General features: G+C 70.8%; 21 protein-coding genes. 10 read left to right on the forward strand and 11 right to left on the reverse strand.

The window, feature by feature from the left end:
• From H4281_RS44085 to H4281_RS44105, 5 genes are all read right to left on the reverse strand, one after another.
• The gene (locus tag H4281_RS44085; protein WP_182896789.1) at nucleotides 1-444 is read right to left on the reverse strand and encodes an immunity protein CdiI family protein; all 444 of its coding nucleotides are present in this window, start codon (nucleotides 442-444) and stop codon (nucleotides 1-3) included.
• Between the two features lie 286 nt (nucleotides 445-730).
• On the reverse strand, nucleotides 731-1,084 hold the full coding sequence (locus H4281_RS44090) for a DUF6086 family protein (protein WP_182896790.1): 354 nt from the start codon (nucleotides 1,082-1,084) through the stop codon (nucleotides 731-733).
• Entirely contained in the window at nucleotides 1,081-1,440 is a 360-nt protein-coding gene (locus H4281_RS44095) for a hypothetical protein (RefSeq protein ID WP_182896791.1), read from the reverse strand. The genes H4281_RS44090 and H4281_RS44095 overlap by 4 nt, the downstream gene beginning before the upstream one ends.
• Nucleotides 1,440-1,679, reverse strand: coding sequence for a colicin immunity domain-containing protein (locus H4281_RS44100; protein ID WP_182896792.1), 240 nt, complete (start codon nucleotides 1,677-1,679; stop codon nucleotides 1,440-1,442). Before H4281_RS44100 ends, H4281_RS44095 begins: the two co-directional genes overlap by 1 nt.
• 484 nt (nucleotides 1,680-2,163) lie before the next feature.
• A complete protein-coding gene (locus H4281_RS44105; RefSeq protein WP_182896793.1) occupies nucleotides 2,164-2,613 on the reverse strand; it encodes a WapI family immunity protein in 450 nt (149 codons plus the stop codon).
• Between the two features lie 61 nt (nucleotides 2,614-2,674).
• Here H4281_RS44105 and H4281_RS44110 point away from each other — a divergent pair, with 61 nt between their 5' ends.
• Nucleotides 2,675-3,358, forward strand: a complete 684-nt coding sequence (locus tag H4281_RS44110; RefSeq protein WP_182896794.1) for a hypothetical protein — start codon at nucleotides 2,675-2,677, stop codon at nucleotides 3,356-3,358.
• Nucleotides 3,359-3,421: 63 nt separating this feature from the next.
• The gene (locus H4281_RS44115; RefSeq protein WP_182896795.1) at nucleotides 3,422-4,126 is read left to right on the forward strand and encodes a S1 family peptidase; all 705 of its coding nucleotides are present in this window, start codon (nucleotides 3,422-3,424) and stop codon (nucleotides 4,124-4,126) included.
• A 55-nt stretch (nucleotides 4,127-4,181) separates the two neighbouring features.
• Here H4281_RS44115 and H4281_RS44120 read toward each other — a convergent pair whose 3' ends face one another.
• Nucleotides 4,182-5,624 carry a class I adenylate-forming enzyme family protein gene (locus H4281_RS44120; protein ID WP_182896796.1) on the reverse strand — a complete coding sequence of 481 codons (1,443 nt, stop codon included), beginning with the start codon at nucleotides 5,622-5,624 and terminating at the stop codon, nucleotides 4,182-4,184.
• A gap of 49 nt (nucleotides 5,625-5,673) precedes the next feature.
• On the reverse strand, nucleotides 5,674-6,645 hold the full coding sequence (locus H4281_RS44125; RefSeq protein WP_182896797.1) for a hypothetical protein: 972 nt from the start codon (nucleotides 6,643-6,645) through the stop codon (nucleotides 5,674-5,676).
• A gap of 213 nt (nucleotides 6,646-6,858) precedes the next feature.
• Here H4281_RS44125 and H4281_RS44130 point away from each other — a divergent pair, with 213 nt between their 5' ends.
• From H4281_RS44130 to H4281_RS44155, 6 genes are all read left to right on the forward strand, one after another.
• Entirely contained in the window at nucleotides 6,859-7,200 is a 342-nt protein-coding gene (locus H4281_RS44130; protein WP_078870305.1) for a WXG100 family type VII secretion target, read from the forward strand.
• A 16-nt stretch (nucleotides 7,201-7,216) separates the two neighbouring features.
• Nucleotides 7,217-7,516 (forward strand): hypothetical protein, encoded by a 300-nt coding sequence (locus H4281_RS44135; protein WP_037809581.1) that lies wholly within the window; start codon nucleotides 7,217-7,219, stop codon nucleotides 7,514-7,516.
• A 97-nt stretch (nucleotides 7,517-7,613) separates the two neighbouring features.
• Entirely contained in the window at nucleotides 7,614-7,997 is a 384-nt protein-coding gene (locus H4281_RS44140) for a hypothetical protein (RefSeq protein ID WP_182896798.1), read from the forward strand.
• Nucleotides 7,994-9,316: a WXG100 family type VII secretion target gene (locus H4281_RS44145; RefSeq protein WP_182896799.1), complete on the forward strand. Its 1,323-nt coding sequence runs from the start codon at nucleotides 7,994-7,996 to the stop codon at nucleotides 9,314-9,316. The genes H4281_RS44140 and H4281_RS44145 overlap by 4 nt, the downstream gene beginning before the upstream one ends.
• Complete coding sequence (locus H4281_RS44150; protein ID WP_182896800.1) at nucleotides 9,313-10,590, forward strand: alpha/beta hydrolase; 1,278 nt, start codon at nucleotides 9,313-9,315, stop codon at nucleotides 10,588-10,590. Before H4281_RS44145 ends, H4281_RS44150 begins: the two co-directional genes overlap by 4 nt.
• Entirely contained in the window at nucleotides 10,587-10,964 is a 378-nt protein-coding gene (locus tag H4281_RS44155) for a hypothetical protein (protein WP_182896801.1), read from the forward strand. The genes H4281_RS44150 and H4281_RS44155 overlap by 4 nt, the downstream gene beginning before the upstream one ends.
• A 122-nt stretch (nucleotides 10,965-11,086) precedes the next feature.
• Here the strand turns inward: H4281_RS44155 and H4281_RS44160 are convergent, their stop codons facing one another.
• From H4281_RS44160 to nadA, 4 genes are all read right to left on the reverse strand, one after another.
• Nucleotides 11,087-12,256 (reverse strand): S8 family serine peptidase, encoded by a 1,170-nt coding sequence (locus H4281_RS44160; protein ID WP_182896802.1) that lies wholly within the window; start codon nucleotides 12,254-12,256, stop codon nucleotides 11,087-11,089.
• 62 nt (nucleotides 12,257-12,318) lie between these two features.
• A complete protein-coding gene (nadC, locus tag H4281_RS44165) occupies nucleotides 12,319-13,212 on the reverse strand; it encodes a carboxylating nicotinate-nucleotide diphosphorylase (RefSeq protein ID WP_182896803.1) in 894 nt (297 codons plus the stop codon).
• Nucleotides 13,209-14,858: an L-aspartate oxidase gene (locus H4281_RS44170; protein WP_182896804.1), complete on the reverse strand. Its 1,650-nt coding sequence runs from the start codon at nucleotides 14,856-14,858 to the stop codon at nucleotides 13,209-13,211. Before H4281_RS44170 ends, nadC begins: the two co-directional genes overlap by 4 nt.
• Nucleotides 14,855-15,865: a quinolinate synthase NadA gene (nadA, locus tag H4281_RS44175; protein ID WP_182896805.1), complete on the reverse strand. Its 1,011-nt coding sequence runs from the start codon at nucleotides 15,863-15,865 to the stop codon at nucleotides 14,855-14,857. Before nadA ends, H4281_RS44170 begins: the two co-directional genes overlap by 4 nt.
• Before the next feature lie 134 nt (nucleotides 15,866-15,999).
• Here nadA and H4281_RS44180 point away from each other — a divergent pair, with 134 nt between their 5' ends.
• Both H4281_RS44180 and H4281_RS44185 read left to right on the forward strand, forming a co-directional pair.
• Nucleotides 16,000-16,653, forward strand: a complete 654-nt coding sequence (locus H4281_RS44180; protein ID WP_220508788.1) for an NUDIX hydrolase — start codon at nucleotides 16,000-16,002, stop codon at nucleotides 16,651-16,653.
• A 43-nt stretch (nucleotides 16,654-16,696) separates the two neighbouring features.
• Nucleotides 16,697-17,413: an LON peptidase substrate-binding domain-containing protein gene (locus tag H4281_RS44185; protein WP_182896806.1), complete on the forward strand. Its 717-nt coding sequence runs from the start codon at nucleotides 16,697-16,699 to the stop codon at nucleotides 17,411-17,413.
• Nucleotides 17,414-17,640: the final 227 nt, after the last annotated feature.

Raw genomic sequence — 17,640 nt, forward strand, 5'->3', positions numbered from 1 at the left:
TCAGTCGAGGAAGACCTCTCGGCGGGTCAGATGGCTCAGGTAGGAGACGTCCCAGTCCGCGGGCACTTCACGGCGCACCCGCCGGGCGAGTTCCCAGCCCCGCTCGTCGAAACGCCGCCCGGCTTCCTCCGAGGGGAACGCGGGCACCGGGTCGGCGTTGTCCAGGGTGGCGTCCCATTCGTCCTGCCACGCGGACAGGTCGCGAGCCAGTTCCGGGCTCAGCCCCAGCTCCGGCGACGCGGGGTCGACAGCGGTGGTCACGTCGTGCGTGTACGGATTGAAGAACCACACCGGATGGGCGCACCATTCCGCCATGATCTTGAGGGACCGCCACTGGATCTCCGGCCGTTCCACCGGGAGCGACTTCCGGCGCGTGGGCCAGGCGAAGATGTCCGAGATCCGGTGGAAATCCCAGAAACTGACGGGCCGCTCAGGCTCGGGCACAGTCATGATCCGCCGAACGGCGGCCTCCGGACCATACCCCTTGTCCGGCAACGAAAAACCCGAACTCGACGAGCCAGATCGAAAGGAACAGCTGCCGGTTCAGCATTTCGTCCGCCCCGATCAGCTCGCACGCCTCCGCGAACGAAAGCACGTCGCAGGCCATGCGCAGATACTGTTCCTTCTCCGCCTCCGACCACGGCGGATCGTCGCTCCCGTCCGGGCCGAGTCCGGCTCGCGACCCGTTGAACAGCAGTCGCAGGAACTCGCTCCAGCCGCGTCCAGCCCGTCACCGGGACCTCATCCGCACCGCGTCGCGGGCCTCGGCCAGATCCGGCGGCACGTCCTCGGCCGGACGGCCGGACCATTCCAGCATGGCCAGGCAGATCCCGAGAAACCCGCGCGCGAGTTCCCGGTATTCCGAATGCGTCAGCACAGAACTGTCGAGCATCGCCCGGACGAACAGGGCGAGCCGGGGCGGGTCGACGGAGCAGAAGTCGCTGGCCGTCGCCGTGAACCCGGCGGTGCGGAGGTCGATGTCGAAGTTGACCGCCAGCGTCTCCGCCATGCTCACGAACAGCCGGCCGACCCGAAGCGCCGGACTCCAGACGGTCTCGTCGCCGACGTCGAAGATGTAGCTCACTCTGTCCCCCTCTCGTCGAGGTCCACCGCGAAGCCGGAGCCGTCGTCGTGCGGAACCACGTCCCACAACGACTTCGCCGCCCGCCACACCGCCGTTACCGCTGACCACGCGACGTCGCCGCTGAGCGTCAGCGTCACCAGCGCGTCAGCCGCGGCGACCCGGTCCGACGCCTCCGCGATCATCGTCGCGACCAACGGTGCCCCCGCGGAAAACTCGAGCTGGCAGCCGACGTCAGCAGACACCCATCCCTCGCCGTCGCACCGATCCTCGACCGGGAGCTCCGCCGTCAACGCCTCGAACCCGGCCGCGGCGCCGAGCCCGCCGGTCCGGCAGTACAACCGGATCTCGTACCCCATCACGCGAGCCGATGCAGGGCCGCACGTGCCTCGGCGAGCAGTTCGTCGTCAGTCGTGTCGCCTGGTTCGCGCAGCTTGGGGTCGATCGGAAAGTCCTCCAGCACGAAGAAGAGGTGATTCAGCACCTGCCCGAGCGGATCCCGCCACCGCTCGTTCCGTTCCGGGGACAGCCTCCGGGCCGCATGCCAAGTCTTCGCGAACTCCGGCCCGGTCATTTCCCCGCGAGCGAACGACTCCATCGCCGCCACCTGCCGTCCCACTCCCGATTCCGCAGGCGCCTCGCTCCGCTTCGCCCAAGCATGCTCCACCGGCGGGTACTCCGCCGCGCCGTCCGCCCGAACCGGGCCCGGGCGTCGTCGACGCCTCCGGGCACGGCACCGGAGAAAACCAACCGGGTGCCCGCCACCAGCGCATATCCCCCGCCGCCAGCGAGAACCGCGCCGGACAAGTCAGGCACGACGAACAGCACTGAACCACTGCTCGTCAGCATGGAGCCCACTGCCAGCGGCTCCGTAACAGACCCTGGTCCGAGACCGCAGCGGAGCACCTCCGTCGCGCCGACGAATCGCGCGCCCGTACGCAGCCGGTCCAGAACCGCGTCGTCCACTCTCGACGGGGCGGCGATCGGAGCGACGGACTTCTCGTCCGCCGCAAGCCATTCGTCGGCAAAACGCCGTGGGCAGTCGAGCACAGTTTCGCCGGGCCATGGCACTGCCGCGGAAGTCAACCCGGGACCTCGCCGGGAAGCCCCAGCACCGGATAACCGGCCTCGATCTCCGTCAACCCAGCCACCACCTCAGCCAGCTGCGCGTACTCAAGCCCCTCAAGCCGGAACGACAACCGGTTCCCGCTCGAATGATCCGCGACCGCGACGCCTTCCGCCTCGACCCGTCCGTCCGAGACGGTCACCGTCAAGTCCAGCCAATCCTCCAGCGAAGTCAGCCGCGCGCTGCCGCCGGACTTCGGGCACGTCGCCAGTTGCTGCCGGAACTCCTGCAGTTCATTGGCCCGCAACCCAGCGTCCAGCCGCGCGGTGAACCCGCCCGAGACGATCTCGATCGGGCTGATGAGCCAGTTTCCGTCCCAGAAATCGTCCGCGCCGGGGTGCATCCGCCCGTGCACAGCGATCACCAGCCGATCTCCGCGCGCCGCGCCGAACGTCACCGTGTGCATCCCGCTCCCTGGTATGTCTGCTGCTGCCAGCATATGCAGTCCACGAGCGAGGGGAGCCCTGATGCCCGGTCTGGTCGAACTGGCCTACACCACCGGCGGAGGCGTCGTCGGCGCCGCGCTGACGAACTACTTCACGAAGGTCCAGGAACGCCGCCAGCTCCGGGCCGAGGTCTACCGGCGGCTCGAAGCGGCCCGTGCGGTCTCCGGCGGGGTGCGCGAAATCCGGATCGGTTTGCCCCCGAACACCTTGCCCAGCCGGAAAACCCTCGCCGACGCGCTCGGGATCGTCGCCGTCCTCGAAGACGGAACCGACGCCCACCGCGCCCTCCGCGAAGCCCTCTCCGAACTGCTCACCGCGGTGCTCGTCGCCGGGATTCCCCGCCGCGTCGCCGATTTCGCCGCGGGCGCGCACGAACGCGTCCTGGAAGCCGCGACAGCGACCACCGTCGACCGACGGCTCGGCGGCGTCCCCGGCGCCAATGCCGAGCAACTGACCCAAGCCGCCCAGTCCTACCGCGCCGAAACCACCGGCCTCCTGCTCGCCGTCCTCTGGCATCCGTGGCGGGCCCGGCTCCGCACCCCCGGCCGGATCCGCCAGCTCCGCGTCGCCGTGCACGCGCTGCACCTTCAGCAGGAGGAGGCCGTCGCCGCGCTCACCCGTGCGGAGCAAGCCGAGACCCTCCATCGGCGGCTTGACCCGGACGGCACGCTCCGCGAAACGTGGTTCGAAGACCGACTTCCGTAGGTTACCGGATTTCCAGATGCCGCCTACGGTCGGGAAATCACCACCGAGGCGGAGGGATTTTCCATGCGTTACGCGAAAGCGGCGGCCGTAGTCGCTGGGGCTGCGATGGCGTTCGGGGCCGGGGCGGCAGTCCCGGCGAGTGCCGACACGCACATCATCGGCGGCGGCACTGTGAAATCGGCCCCGTGGGGCGCCCAGGTGTTCTGGGACGACGTCACCGACTACGGCGGCTTCGAATGCTCCGGCACGATCATCGCCTCGCAGTGGGTGCTCACCGCGCAGCACTGCCTGAACAAGGGCGGCATGCACGTCAAGGTCGGCGACGTCGCGCTGGGCAAGGGCACCGAGGCCGCGGTCGACGAGCAGAAGGCCTCCCCCAACGGCGACATCGCCCTGCTGCACCTGAAGTCCGCTGTGGACACGACGTTCATGAAGCTGGCCGACAAGGACCCGGAAAACGGTGCCACCAACCAGATCTACGGCTGGGGCCGCACCAAGGACCAGAGCCCGCCCTCGGACACCCTCAAGACCGCGGACGTCCAGGTGACCGGCGAAAGCACGGACGCCTTCAACGGCAAGGCCATCGCCAGCAAGGGCGTCACCGGATCCTCGTGGCACGGAGACTCCGGCGGCCCGCAGCTGGCCGACGGCGTCCAGGTGGGCGTCTGCTCGACCGGCGAAAACTCCGGCAGCGACGAGCACGGCACCCAGAACTACGCCAGCGTCGCCAACAGCCGCGACTGGATCAAGCAGACCGCGGGCGTCTGATCCGCGCGTTCCGGCCTGCCGCCCCCTTGCACGGCAGGCCGGAACCCCGCGGCGATCACCCGGCGAGGGCGCGCAGCGCGGCCTTGTCCGGTTTTCCTGACTCCGCGACCGGAACCTCGTCCAGCACCGTGAACGAAGCCGGAACCGCGGCCTCGCCCAACTCCGCGGCCACTGCCGCCCGCAATTCCCCCGGATCCGGATCGCGCCCCGGAGCGGCGACCACGAACGCGTGCGCCGCTTCCCCGGTCCGTTCGTCCGGAACCGCGACGACATACGCCTGGTCCACCGCGGAGTGCGCAGCGAGCGCACGTTCGATCGGCCCGGTGTAATGAATCACCGCGTTCACGATCACCACGTCCCGGGCGCGACCGGTCAAATACAGAAAACCGTGCTCGTCGAGTCGCCCGATGTCCTGAGTGCGGACCCAGCCGTCGGCCAGCACCGTCGCGCTCAGCGCGGGATCGCGCCAGTACCCCGCGAAAGCCCTTGCGGTACGGGCGAAAACCTCCCCCGTCTCCCCCACCGGAACCGCACGGCCCGAAGCGTCCCGCACCTCCAGCGAGACCCCCTCGACCGGCAATCCGACCGAAGCGATCGCCTCCGGACGCGCAGACACGTCCGCCGTGTCCAGCACCGTCAATTTCCCGGTCTCGGTCTGCCCGTACCCCTGCCGCAACGCGGGTCCGATGCGCGCGAATCCCTCAGCCAGCAACCCGGGTTCCACCGGAGACCCGGCGACCGTCAGCATTCGCAGCCCGGAAAGATCGATTTCCTCCTCGCGCAGCACATCCAGCATCCGATACAACCGCGGAACCGTCACCAGCGCCGCCGTGATGTCCAGCCGCGGCAGAATCCAGGGAAAGTCCGGCAACCCCTCCGGGATCACCGCGGTGCCGCCGGCGAGCAAACAAGCCTGCACATGCAACACCATCACCGCGCTGCTCAAAGTCCCGAACAGCAGAAACCGCCGATAGTCCTCGGCCGAATCCCCCGCCCGCTGTTCAAGACCGAACTCCCCCAACGCGTCGAACCGGTACGCGACCCCCTTGGGCACCCCCGTGCTCCCGCTCGTGAATACCACCCAGCCGATGTCCGACGGTTTCCCGCACGGCACCGGTTCTTCATACGCGGCAAGGAGTTCCGGGCCGATCGGAAGCGTCCGCGCTCCCGCCGGCTCCGGCGGTTCCGCGTCGGTCACCACCGCGGCCACTCCGTCCAGCACCGCGTCGAGATGCGCCGCGGGCAACCCGGCCCGCACCCCCACCGCCCGAGCCCCCAGCGTCTGCACCGCGATCTGGGCGGCCCAGCCTTCCGGCGTCACCCCGGTCGCGAGCCCGACGCCGTCCCCCGGCCGGATCCCGGCCGCCCTCAGCCCGGCGGCGAACCGGCCGATCAGGTCGAGCACCTCGCCCCGGCGCATTCGCCGGTCCCCGTGCTCGAACGCGATCGCGTCCGGCGCGCGCCGCAGCGAATCCAGCAGGTCTTGGGGAAAAGCCATCACACCGTCCTCCCGTCGGGCCAACCCGCCAAGGCCTACCGGAGAGATCTCAGAATCCCCTCAGCGCATGCCGCTCATCGGGAACGCTCGCCGCGCGAACCGACACCAAGCCGCCGAGCGCCACCACCGCGACCAACCCCGCGGCCGCGGCCAGCGTCCACAAGTCCGGCCGCACAATCGACTGCCCCCGCATCGCCTGCCACGCGGTGATCACGATGACCCCGGCGTACCCGGCTGCACCGGTCCACACGAGCCGGCGCCGCACGAGTTCGTTCGACAGCACCGGATACCGCCGGGACAGCGCGACCAGCGCGAGCGCCAGCAGCGGCAACGCCTGGATCGCGTGGATCCCCACGAAATGCGTGATCCGCAGGTCCCCGCCGACCGTGCTCCAGCCCAGCAGCGGCAGCCCCGGCCCGCCGTCCTCGAGCCCGATCGTGTGCCCGCCGATCATCGCCGGTTTGCCGCCGCCGTCCAGCACCCGCTGCTGCGCCGGGCTGGCCGAGAACATCATGAGCGCCAGGCCCATTCCGCCCGCCGCGAGCGCGGTTCCCCACCGCAGCGCGGACGTCAGCGCGCGGTCCGGCAGCTTTTGGAACAGCAGCAGAATCACCACCGCCGCGGTCGCGCCCCACGCGGTGAACGCGCCGGTGGCCAGGATGTTGCCGATCGTCACGTCGGCGGGCGTCGCGTGGTTGAAGTGCAGCGGCCGGTCCTGAACGAGCACCTGCCACACCAGCAGGCCCATGTCCGTGCCCATGCCCACCGCGAACGCCGTCCCCATCCACCAGCCGGCCCGGCGGCCGCGCTTCACCAGCGAGAGAAGCCACGCGAGCGTCGGCGCGTACAACGCCACCGAAACCGCGAATTTGAACGGCTTCGCCCACAGCGGCGCGTTGACGAGCGTGCGATCATCCAGGAGCAGCCCGAACACGCACGCGATCAGCAGCACCGCCATCGCCCCGGCCAGCACGCCGAGCGGGCGGTGCAGCCGGAACAGTCGCAATCCCCAGGAAGTCATGGGGACAGCCTGGCCGCGCGCGGGGGCGCGAACACTGGCGTCGTCCCCCGTCTTGGGGGTAGGGAGCACCCCACCTGTGGGTAATAGTGCCGTCAAAGCGACCGGCAGTTGTGCCGTTTGACCACACCCGCTCTTTTTCTAGCGTGACATTCACACCGCGCGGCCCGCCGCGCACCGGGATTTTCCACGAGAGGGAAGGAGGTGGCCCGTCAGATGTCCAGTCCGGGATTCCAGGCAGATTCCGCTGCCATGACGCGCGCCGTCCAGGGCTTCGAGGAAACCGCTTCGAACGCCAAGACGACCATGGCCAGCTTGGAGTCCGAGCTGACCGAGACGCTGCGGAACTACAAGGGCGACCAGGCGGTCGCCTTCTGGGACCTGCAGCGCAGGCTCCAGGAGAAGATGGGCGCCGCCGTCCGGGAGCTCGACACCATGTCGCAGCTCGTGCACACCAGCCACGCGAACTACAACTCGGGCGACTCCGACGTGCACCAGAGCTTCCAGAGCGTCAGCCACACCGTCGAGGGCAATGTGATCCCTCGCCTCAACCCCTGAGAGAGGACAAGACACCATGGCTGACGTCGTAGAAATCAGCTTCGGGGCCCTGCAGCACAGCTCCGCGTCGCTCGCCGCCAAGGCGAAGGCGCTGACCTCCCAGCTGGAGCAGCTGCACCAGAACCTGCAGCCGATCACCCAGACCTGGTACGCCTCGGGCAGCTCCGCCGGTGAAGCGGCGCGCGCGTCCGAGACCCGGCTCCGCCAGGCGACCGCCGACATCGTCGCGATCATCGCGCAGTTCGGCACCAAGGTCGGCGACGCCCACGATCTCCAGCACCAGCTGGAGAACCGCAACCAGGGCCTGTTCGCCTGATCCGGCCCCGACGCCGGCCGTCCGGGGCGGGACCACCCCCCGCCCGCTCCGGACGGCCGGCTTTCCCGCGTCCTGCCGCACGAGAGGTCACCGGCCGATGCCCGACCAGTCGTACTACGTCCACCTGGAATCGCTGACGGACTTCGTCCGGGAGCTGGAAACCCAGATCCACGCGATGTCCCGGCCGAACGACTTCCTGCGCACCCTCGGGGAGCATCCGCTGCTGTTCGGGGAGTTCGGGGAAGCCGCTTCGCTCGCCGACGCCCACCGCGCCGCGGTCGCCGAGATGCAGGGCCTGCTCGAGCAGGTCCGCGGGGCGATCACGTTCGCTCAGGACGTCACCACCACCGTCGCCGACGGATACGCCCAGGCCGACCAGTCGGTCGCGGGCGATCTGCACCAATCGGGTCAGCAGACCGGTCTGCTGGACCCGCTTTTTTCGTTGCTGGGCCTTGATTCCGCAGGGGGTAAGAACGCATGAGCGGGCCTCGCACCAATTTCGCCGGCTACACCCATCAGCAGCTTTACGCGATGCTGCAGGCGGGCGACCCGACCACTGCGCGCGCCGCGGCCGAACAGTGGAATTCGGCCTCGCGCGGGCTGTACGACCAGGCCGAGAACCTGTCGGACCAGCTCACCGACTTCTCCAGTTCGTGGACCGGCGGCGCGGCCGACCAGTACCGGACCATGATGACCGACCTGGTCGGCGGCATCCGGAAGGTCGCGGTCACCGCGCAGGGCATGCGCGACATGCTGGAGGACGCCGCGGACGCGCTGGTCAAGGCGAAGGCCGAGATGCCGCCGCCGGTCGCGGTGCCGGACGTCTCCCCCGCCGACGTCGCGCTCGCGGTCAACCCGCCGCTGCTTCCGCCGGACACCCCGCCCGCCACGATCATCGCCGCGACGCAGCAGCGGCAGCAGGCGATCGCCAACGTCGAAGCGCAGCAGCAGGCCGCCAACGCCGCCGGCTCCGCGCACGCGAAGGCGATCGTCGTGATGAACAACCTCGCGACGAACTACGACACCGCCGAGGACTCGATCCCGGTCTCGCCGAACGCGGCCGCCCCGCCGCCCAAGCCGGTCCCCGGCGGCGGCGCTTCCACCGGTGGCGCCACCGGCCCGATCGGCAACAGCCCGGACGGCGGCACCGCGGTCGGCACCCCGGTCGATTCGCACCCACTGCCTGCCGACGGCACGCAGGTTCCCGGCTCCGAACCGGGGCACCCGGCGCAGAACCCGGGCAGCCCGCTGTTCGGCGACATGTTCACCGCCGGTCTCGCGGCCGCGTCCGCGGCGGCGTTCGGCCGGTTCGGCTCGATCATGCCGAAGGTTCCGCCGTGGGCCTCGGGCAAGGACAAAGACAAGGACGGCAAGGACAAGGAGCAGGACGCGCCTCCGGGCACGAAGCTCGGCGGCGGGGCCGGTCCCGCGGGCGGTGGCGGCGGCGGGATCCCGGTCGGCGGCGGGGACGCCCCGTCGATCGACGGCGGCGGCATTCCCTCCGGCGGCGGTCTCAGCGGCGCCGGGGAAGCTCCGGCCGCGCACTCCGGGCTCGCCGGGAACGCGCAGTCGAACGTCCTCAGCGGACTCGCGGGCGGTGCCGCCGGCGCGGCGGGCGCGGCGGCCAAGAGCGCCATGCCGATGATGCCCATGATGCCGATGGGCGGCATGGGAGCGGGCGGCGACATGGGCTCCGGGCGCCGGATTCCCGCGTGGCTCGTCGAAACCGAGAACGTGTGGGGCCAGCAGGCTCCGGTCGCGCCCTCGGTCATCGGCGAAGAGCCGACCGACCAGCCGTGACCGACGGCTACCGGGTCGCCCCGGCGAAACTCGCCAGCGCGGCGTCCGAATTGGACGCTCGCGCCGGCGCGCTCCGGACCGTGCAGCAGGCCGTGGCGGGCGAACGAGTGCCCGCCGCGGCGTTCGGCCAGATGTCCGCGTCCTCCGGATGTGCTGCCGGGCTCGCGAAAACGCTCGGCGCACTCGCGGCGGACGTCGACCAGCGCGTCGTTCGCGCCCAGGTCCTTCGCGACGGACTCACGGCTTCGTCAGCGGGCTACCGGCGCGCCGACGAGCAGGTGGCGGCGATGTACCGTTCGCTGCTGCCCGAAGACCCGGTGCCGTCCGCCGGAAAATCCGCGGCCGGCGGCGGCTGGGCCGGGACCATCGCGGCCAACCGGATGAAGGTGTCCGACGCGCTCGCCGCCGAACGGACCCGCCTGGCCGGACTGTCCGATCCGGACGCCATCGCCCGCTCGAAGCGGCGAATCGCGTTGTACCAAAGCATTATCGACGACCACCGGCAGATCCTGCGGTTCGATCCGTCCGGCAACGGCCGGATCGCCGAACTGGTCGGCACGATCCAGCCGGGCACGCGCAACGTCGGGCTGTTCGTGCCCGGCGTGCACACCCGGATGGACACCTTCCAGTCCTACGCCGACCTCGGCCGCAGCCTCGTCGCCGCGGACCCGAGCGGCCGGACCGCGATGGTCGTCTGGGCCGACGGCGTGTTCCCGCAGAACGTGACCACCGAGGGCGCCGACGCCGGCTACGCGCAGACGATGGCCCCGAACCTCAAGGCGTTCGGCGACGAACTGCGCGGCCAGGTCGACTCCCGGACCGGCGGCGCGGCCACGATCACCGCGATCGGCCACAGCTACGGCGGCGCCACCGTCGGGCTCGCTGACCAGCAAGGCTTGCCAGTGGACCGGGTGCTGCACGTAGAGTCGGCGGGCATGGGACACGGCGTATGGAGCCCAGCGGACCTGCCGCCGAGCCAGGCGGGCGTGCAGCGGTACTCGATGACCGCCCCGCTGGACCCGATCATCCTCGCCCAGGGCAACGCCGGGGCACTGGAATGGACCGGCATCGGCCACGGCGCCGACCCGGACACCTTCCCCGGCGTCACCGAGCTCACCACCGGCCGCGACGCCGCCGGAAACGTGCAGTGGGGCTTGTCCTCGCACAGCGGCGTGCTGAAACCGGGTTCGGATTCGTGGGAGAACATCTACGGGGTCCTGACCGGCGGTCACGTCACTGAGGCGCCTGTGCCGGTTCCGGCGGTGCTGCCGTGATCACGCGCGAACTGAAGGATCTGGCTGCCGAGCTGACGAACGTCATCGACAGTGTCGCCGAAGCGTTCGGCCCTCGCGCAGTGCCCACAGTGGACGGTGAGCTGGACTGCGATCCCGCGCAGCCGGGGCATTCGGTGTGCTGGCAGTACGGGGTCCGGCTGGAGGACAGCCCGGCCGCTACGCGGGTGCTGGCCGAAGCGGTGCGGCCGACGTTGGAAGCGGCGGGCTGGGAATCGTACGACCGCAGCACTTACCGCGAAGTGATCGCCCGGTTTTCCCGTGAGGGCGCGGATTTCAGCGTGCACATCGCGCGCGACGGACGCGGCGTGGCGATCATCGGCTCGACGCGCCTCGTGAGTGTTGCTGCCGGTTAGAACCGGCATTGCCACTCACGACCTCCCGCACCACCCGCCGCCGAAACAGCGCAGCCAACCCCTCGCACGCCCGACTCGTGAGTGCTGATCCCGGTTAGAACCGGCGTTGCCACTCACGAGGTTCAAGCCCGAAACCGCGACGGCCGCCACCCGCGCCGCCGCCCCCGCCGGAACGCCGCCACCCCAATTCCCGCCGCCGCAGCCGCCGCGACCCCGCCCACCGCAACGACTCCCGCCGCCACATCCGACGTCGGCCGAGCCGCCGCGGCGGCCGGAACCACCGCGGGCAGCTCAGACCGCACCGCAGCCGCGCTCGGACCGGGCGCGTCAGCGGGCAACGTCGAAGACACCGCAGCGTACGCATCGAGCATTCCCCAGCCGCGGCGCGGATCGTGCGCTCCGGACGGCGGGCGGGAAGCGGTGAGCATCAACCGGTTCACCACTTCCTCGCCTTTCAGTTCCGGATGCGCCGAACGCACGAGCGCCGCCACGCCGGCGACATACGCCGCGGCCAGGCTCGGGTCGGTAATCGGCCAGCGATGCGCGACCGCGCCCCCGCCGCCTGCCGAAGTGCTCACCAGATTCGCGCCAGGCGCGGCGATTCCGAGGTAATCCCCGGCTTCGGACTGCACCGGCGCGCCGGATTCGTCCGTCGAACCGACCGCGAGCACGCCCTTCGAAGCGGTCGGATAGGTGTGCGCCCCTTGCTGAGTCGCCGCCGCGGCCGAAATCACGACGGCCCCGCGCGACTTCGCGTGCTCAAGCGCCGCACCGAGCGCCGGGCTGTCCGAACCCGCCGGGACCGCCACGAGAATCACTCCCGCACCGCGGTCGACCGCCGTGTCGATCGCCCCCGCCAGCGCACCGGGATCGCCGCCGCCGTCCGAGGAGGAGCCGTTGCTTTCGGTGTAGCGCAAGGGAAGCAGCTTCGCCCCGGGTGCGACGCCGGTGAACGTGGTCTGGTTCGCCGGCTGCGCGCCGACGATGCCCGCGGCGATCGTGCCGCGGCCGTCGCAGTCGGAATCCGCGGTGCCCGCGCCGCCGAGCACCTGTCCTGGCCCGAATTGCGCGTTCTGCTTGTCGATGCCGGTGCCGATCACCGCGACGGTCTGCCCCTCGCCCTTGGTCAGCGCCCACAGCCGCGGCGGGTTCACCAGCCGCTGGCCCCAGGGCACCGGCCCGGTGTACGGATCGGACGGATTCGCGCACGCGGCCGCCCGGGCCGAGGTCGCCGTGCCAGGCAGGCCGAGCGCCACGAGCACGGCCACCGCTCCGGCGGCAATTCCCCGCACCGCGACCCCCTCCCCTTGTCGGACAAGGAGATTCTAGTGGAGAGCGGGCCGCGGCGACAGGGTTAGCGCAGGTCCATCCCGAGATCGAGAGCGGGCGAGGAATGCGTGAGCCCGCCGACGGAGAGGTAGTCCACACCGGACTCGGCGTACGGTCGCGCACGGTCGAGCGTCAGCCCGCCGGACGACTCCAGCCTCGTCTTCGGCGACACTTCATCGCGCCGCGCGACCGCCTTCACGCACTCCTCCGGCGTGAAGTTGTCGAGCAGCACCTCGTCCGCTCCGGCGGCCAGCGCCTCGTCCAGCTGAGCCAGATCGTCCACCTCGACCTCGCACGGCAGCTGCGGCGCGTGTTCCCGGGCCGCCGCCAGCGCCGCGGTGACCGAACCGGCCGCGACCACGTGGTTGTCCTTGATCAGCACCGCGTCGCCGAGGCCCATCCGGTGGTTCACCCCGCCGCCGCACCGCACCGCGTACTTCTGCAGCAGCCGCAACCCCGGCGTCGTCTTGCGCGAATCCCTTACCGCGGCGCCGGTTCCCTCGATCGCGGACACCCACGCCGCGGTCGCCGTCGCCACTCCGGACAGCAGGCACAACAGATTCAGCGCCGTGCGCTCCGCGGTCAGCAGCCCGCGCACCGGACCGCGCAGCACGAGCACCGGCTCCCCCGGGACGGCGGGCGAGCCGTCCTCGCGGATCGAGACCACCTCGCAGTCGTCGCCGAGCACCTCGTCGAAAACCGCCAGCGCCACCGGAATCCCGGCCACGACGCCGGCGACGCGCGGTGTCAGCTCCGCCACCGCTCGGGCGTCCGCCGGGACCGTGGACGCCGTCGTGGCGTCCGGTCCGTACCGCAGATCTTCTTCCAGCGCGGTGGTCACGACGCGCCGGACATCGGCGACGTCCAGCCCGTCCACCACCAGTGCCCGCACGACTGCTTCCGAGAATTCCCCGCTCATGCCACCCCTTCCAACGACGCCGCCTCGACCAGCACCGGCTGTCCCGACGGGCTCAGCCTGATCAGCTGGCTCCGCCGCAGCCCTTCGACCCGCTCCGGGAAGTCCGTCCGCACGTGACATCCCCTCGATTCCGTTCGTCGCTCCGCCGCCGCGAGCAATGCCTGCGCCGCCACGGTGAGCGCCGCGTCCTCGACCGCGCTGTGCGTCCACAACGGACTGTCCGTTGTCGACAAGTCGAGCGCCGAACCCGCCGCGGCGAGCCCGTCCGCGTCCCGGCCGATCGCCGCGTACCGGCTCATCACCCGTTGCAGCACATCACGTTCCGCCGCCGGCGCGGTCGCCCGTTCCGGAATCCGCCCGCGCGACGGATCCGGCAGCAGCCCAGCAGCCAGATCCGCGGCGACCGCCTCCGCGGCCCGCTGCCCGACGACCAACCCTTCGAGAAGGCTGTTGGACGCCAACCGGTTCGCCCCGTGCAATCCGGTGCGAGCCACCTCGCCCGCCGCATACAGCCCGCGCACCGTCGAGCGTCCGTCCACAGTGGCCACCACGCCACCGCACGCGAAGTGCGCCGCGGGCGTCACCGGGATCGCGTCCACCGCCGGGTCGATCCCCAGCACCGCGCACGCCGCGTGCACGGTCGGGAACCGCTTGGCGAACCCGGGAATGCCAGTGGCGTCAAGGAAAACGTGATCGTCGATGCCACCGGGAGCCAGCGTCTGCCGCCGGGTGATCGCTGCCGCCACGACGTCGCGCGGAGCCAGATCGCCGAGCGGATGCACCCCGGCCATCACCGACGCGCCCGCACCGTCCACAAGCGTCGCGCCCTCGCCGCGCACCGCCTCCGTGACGAGCGGACACCGCCCGCGTGCACCCGGCGTGTACAGCACCGTCGGGTGGAACTGCACGAACTCGATGTCGGCCACCGCCGCACCAGCGCGCAACGCCAGCGCGAGCCCGTCGCCGGTCGCGATCTCCGGATTGGAGGTCGCCTGGTACAGCTGCCCGTACCCGCCGCTGGCCAGCACCACCGCCGACGCACGCACCACGCCGGGCACGCCGTTGCGGTCGAGCACCATCACCCCGGCAACCTCGCCCGCGGACGTGCGCAGCGCGTCGACCGCGATGTGGTGCTCCAGCACCGGAATCCGCCGCTCGCCAGCCTGCGCGACGAGTGCCCGCTCAACCTCCGCACCGGTCGCGTCGCCGCCCGCGTGGATCACCCGGAACGCGCTGTGCCCGCCCTCGCGAGCTCGCGACAGCCCACTCGAGCCGTGATCGAACACCGCGCCGTTCTGCCGCAACTCGGTGACCGCCGCCGGTCCGCCGCCGACGATCGACCGCACCGCATCCTCGTCGCAGAGCCCGGCTCCCGCGGTGAGCGTGTCCGCCGTGTGCTTCTCGACCGTGTCGCCCTCGTCGCGCTCGCCGTCGAGCACCACGGCCACGCCGCCCTGCGCCCACCGGGTGTTGCCGTCGGCGACCGCCGCCTTCGTCACGACCAGCACATGCAGCCCGAGTTCGCGGGCCCGCAGCGCGGCGGACAACCCCGCCACGCCGCTGCCGATCACGACCACATCGGCCCGGGCTTCCCACCTCGGATCCGGTGCGGTTTTCGCCTCGTCGGCGTTAACTAGGCCGCTCATTCCCCACCGCCAGGCTGCCCGATTTCGATCATCCGCTGCACCGAGGCGCGCGCCCGCGAGGCCGTCTCGGGGTCGACGTGGACCTCGTCCGCGCCTTCGGTGAGGCTCCGCAGCAGCGCGGCCGGGGTGATCATCTTCATGTACCGGCACGAGGCCCGGTCGTTCACCGCGCGGAAGTCGATCTCCGGCGCGGCCTTGCGCAGCTGGTGGATCATGCCGATCTCGGTGGCCACGAGCACCGAGGTCGCCTTGGTGTCGCGCGCCGCGTGCACCATGTCGCCGGTGGAGAGGATCTTGACCCGCTCCGGGGCCACCGCGCCCTCGCCCGCCAGGTAAAGCGCCGAGGTCGCGCACCCGCATTCGGGGTGGATGAACAGGTCGGCGTCCGGGTTTTCCTCGGCGCGCGCGGCCAGTTCGGCCCCGTTGATCCCGGCGTGCACGTGGCACTCCCCGGCCCAGACGTGCATGTTCTCGCGCCCGGTGACGCGCTTGACGTGCGCACCGAGGAACTGGTCCGGAAGGAAGAGAACTTCCTCGTCAGCCGGGATGGAAGCGACCACGTCGACCGCGTTCGACGACGTGCAGCAGATGTCCGTCTCGGCCTTGACCTCGGCGGTCGTGTTCACGTACGAGACGACCACCGCGCCCGGGTGCTCGGCCTTCCATTCCCGCAGCTGGGCGCCGGTGACGGAGTCGGCGAGCGAGCAGCCGGCCCGCGCGTCCGGGATCAGCACCGTCTTCTCCGGGGCCAGGATCTTCGCGGTCTCGGCCATGAAGTGCACGCCGCAGAAGACGATCGTGGACGCGTCGCTGCCGGCCGCGATGCGGCTGAGCGCCAGCGAGTCGCCGGTGAAGTCCGCGATGTCCTGGATCTCCGGGACCTGGTAGTTGTGCGCGAGCAGCACCGCGTCGCGTTTGCGGGCGAGCTCCCGCACGCGGGCGGCCCAGTCGGCGTCCGCCTCGACCCCGCCGTAAGGGGTCAGATCCTGGTCAAGCGTGGTGGTCATGTGTTCGGCCCTCTCGAGAATCGCCGGCCTCGGAACCGGATCGACCCCGGTCCCTCCCCATGCTGGTTTTCGCCTTATAATCGAAAACCGTGCGAAGCCATCTTAACACCCGAGCCCCCCTCGCCCACGAGGTTCTGGCGGCAGTCCTTCAAGTGCGCTCGGACACACTCCGGGTGCTGCTGTGGCGCCGAGCGCTCGATCCGCACCTGGGCCGCTGGTCCCTTCCCGGCGGCCGATTGCGCCCCGACGAGGACGTGGAGACGTCGATCCGGCGGCAGCTCGCGGAGAAGGTGGACGTGCGCCAGCTGAAGCACGTCGAGCAGCTCGCCGTGTTCAGCGCACCGGACCGCGTCCCCGGCCCCCGCGTCGTAGCCACCGCGTTCCTCGGCCTAGTCCCCTCCGACGTCGACCCAGCCGTCCCCGAAGACACCGAGTGGCACGACGTGAACGCCCTGCCGCGCACCGCCTTCGACCACGAGGCGATCATCCTGCGCGCCCGCGACCGCCTGCGCTCGAAACTGAGCTACACCAACCTGGGTTTCGCACTGGCCCCAGAGGAATTCACCATCTCCGCGCTCAAGGGCTTGTACTCCGCCGCACTCGGCTACAAAGTGTCCGCGACGAACCTGCAACGCGTGCTCCAACGGCGTGGTCTGCTGGTCCCCACCGGCCACACCGCCGCCCCCGGCCGGACCGGCGGACGACCTGCGGCGCTGTTTTCTTTCGCCGCGAAAGACATGCACATCACCGACCCCTTCGCGGTCCTGAAACCCCCTCCTCGCCGGTAAACACGAACTGCGCCGGGGCTCCGCAGCCCGTACCGTGGACGCCGTGACCGAGCCAGAGCAGTGCCCCAGCGGAACGGCGACCCTGCCGTTGTTCCCGCTGCAAACAGTGCTGCTCCCCGGTACGCACCTGCCGCTGCACATCTTCGAACCGCGCTACCGGCAGCTCACCGCGGACCTGGTCACCGGCAACGTCCCCGAGCACGAGTTCGGCGTGGTCGCCCTGCGCGCCCCGCTCGTCCGCGAGGTCAGTGGTTTGGACCACGTGTACAGCGTGGGCTGCAGCACGATCCTGCGCGAAGCGAAACGCCTCCCCGACGGCCGCTACGACGTAGTAACGCGCGCCGCCCGCCGCTTCCGCCTGCGCGAACTGCACCGAGCGTCCGCGCCGTACCTGATGGCCGTGGTCGACTGGCTCCCCGACGACGCGGTCCCCACCTCAGCGGAGTCCACGGCCCGCCAGCTGGCCGAGGTAGCGAGAGGCGCCCACCAGCGATACTGCGAAGCCGCCTGGCACGCAGACGACTGGCACCCACCCCACGACGACGCCGACCTGGGCGAACTCGCCTACCAGTTAGCCGCCGACTGTCTCCTCCCGCTGGAGGACCGACAGTTGCTGCTGGAGGAAACCCACCCGCTTCGCCGCCTGCGCATCGCCTGCCGCCTGCTCACCCGAGAAGCCGGTTTCCTGGAAACCCTCGGCGCGGTGCCGCTGCCACCCACCGAGCTCGCGACCTTCACCAAGCCCGCGGACCTGAACTAGCCAACCTCGCCTCACGCTCCCACCCCACGGGCCCTGAGGGACTCTGATTCCCCTCCCGACCCACCTCAGCACCGCACCCAATGTGGCATTCGGTGCGCCACATGCACCCAATGCCACATTGGGGCGCTAAACCGCAGCCGTGACCCCCACCGCAACCAGCCGCCCAAGCCGCGCCCCACCAACCCCCCGCAGCCGACGCACCCAACCCCTCAAGGCACCCACCCCTC

Source organism: Amycolatopsis dendrobii, from assembly GCF_014145675.1.
In the GTDB taxonomy this organism is placed as follows: Bacteria; Actinomycetota; Actinomycetes; order Mycobacteriales; family Pseudonocardiaceae; genus Amycolatopsis; species Amycolatopsis dendrobii.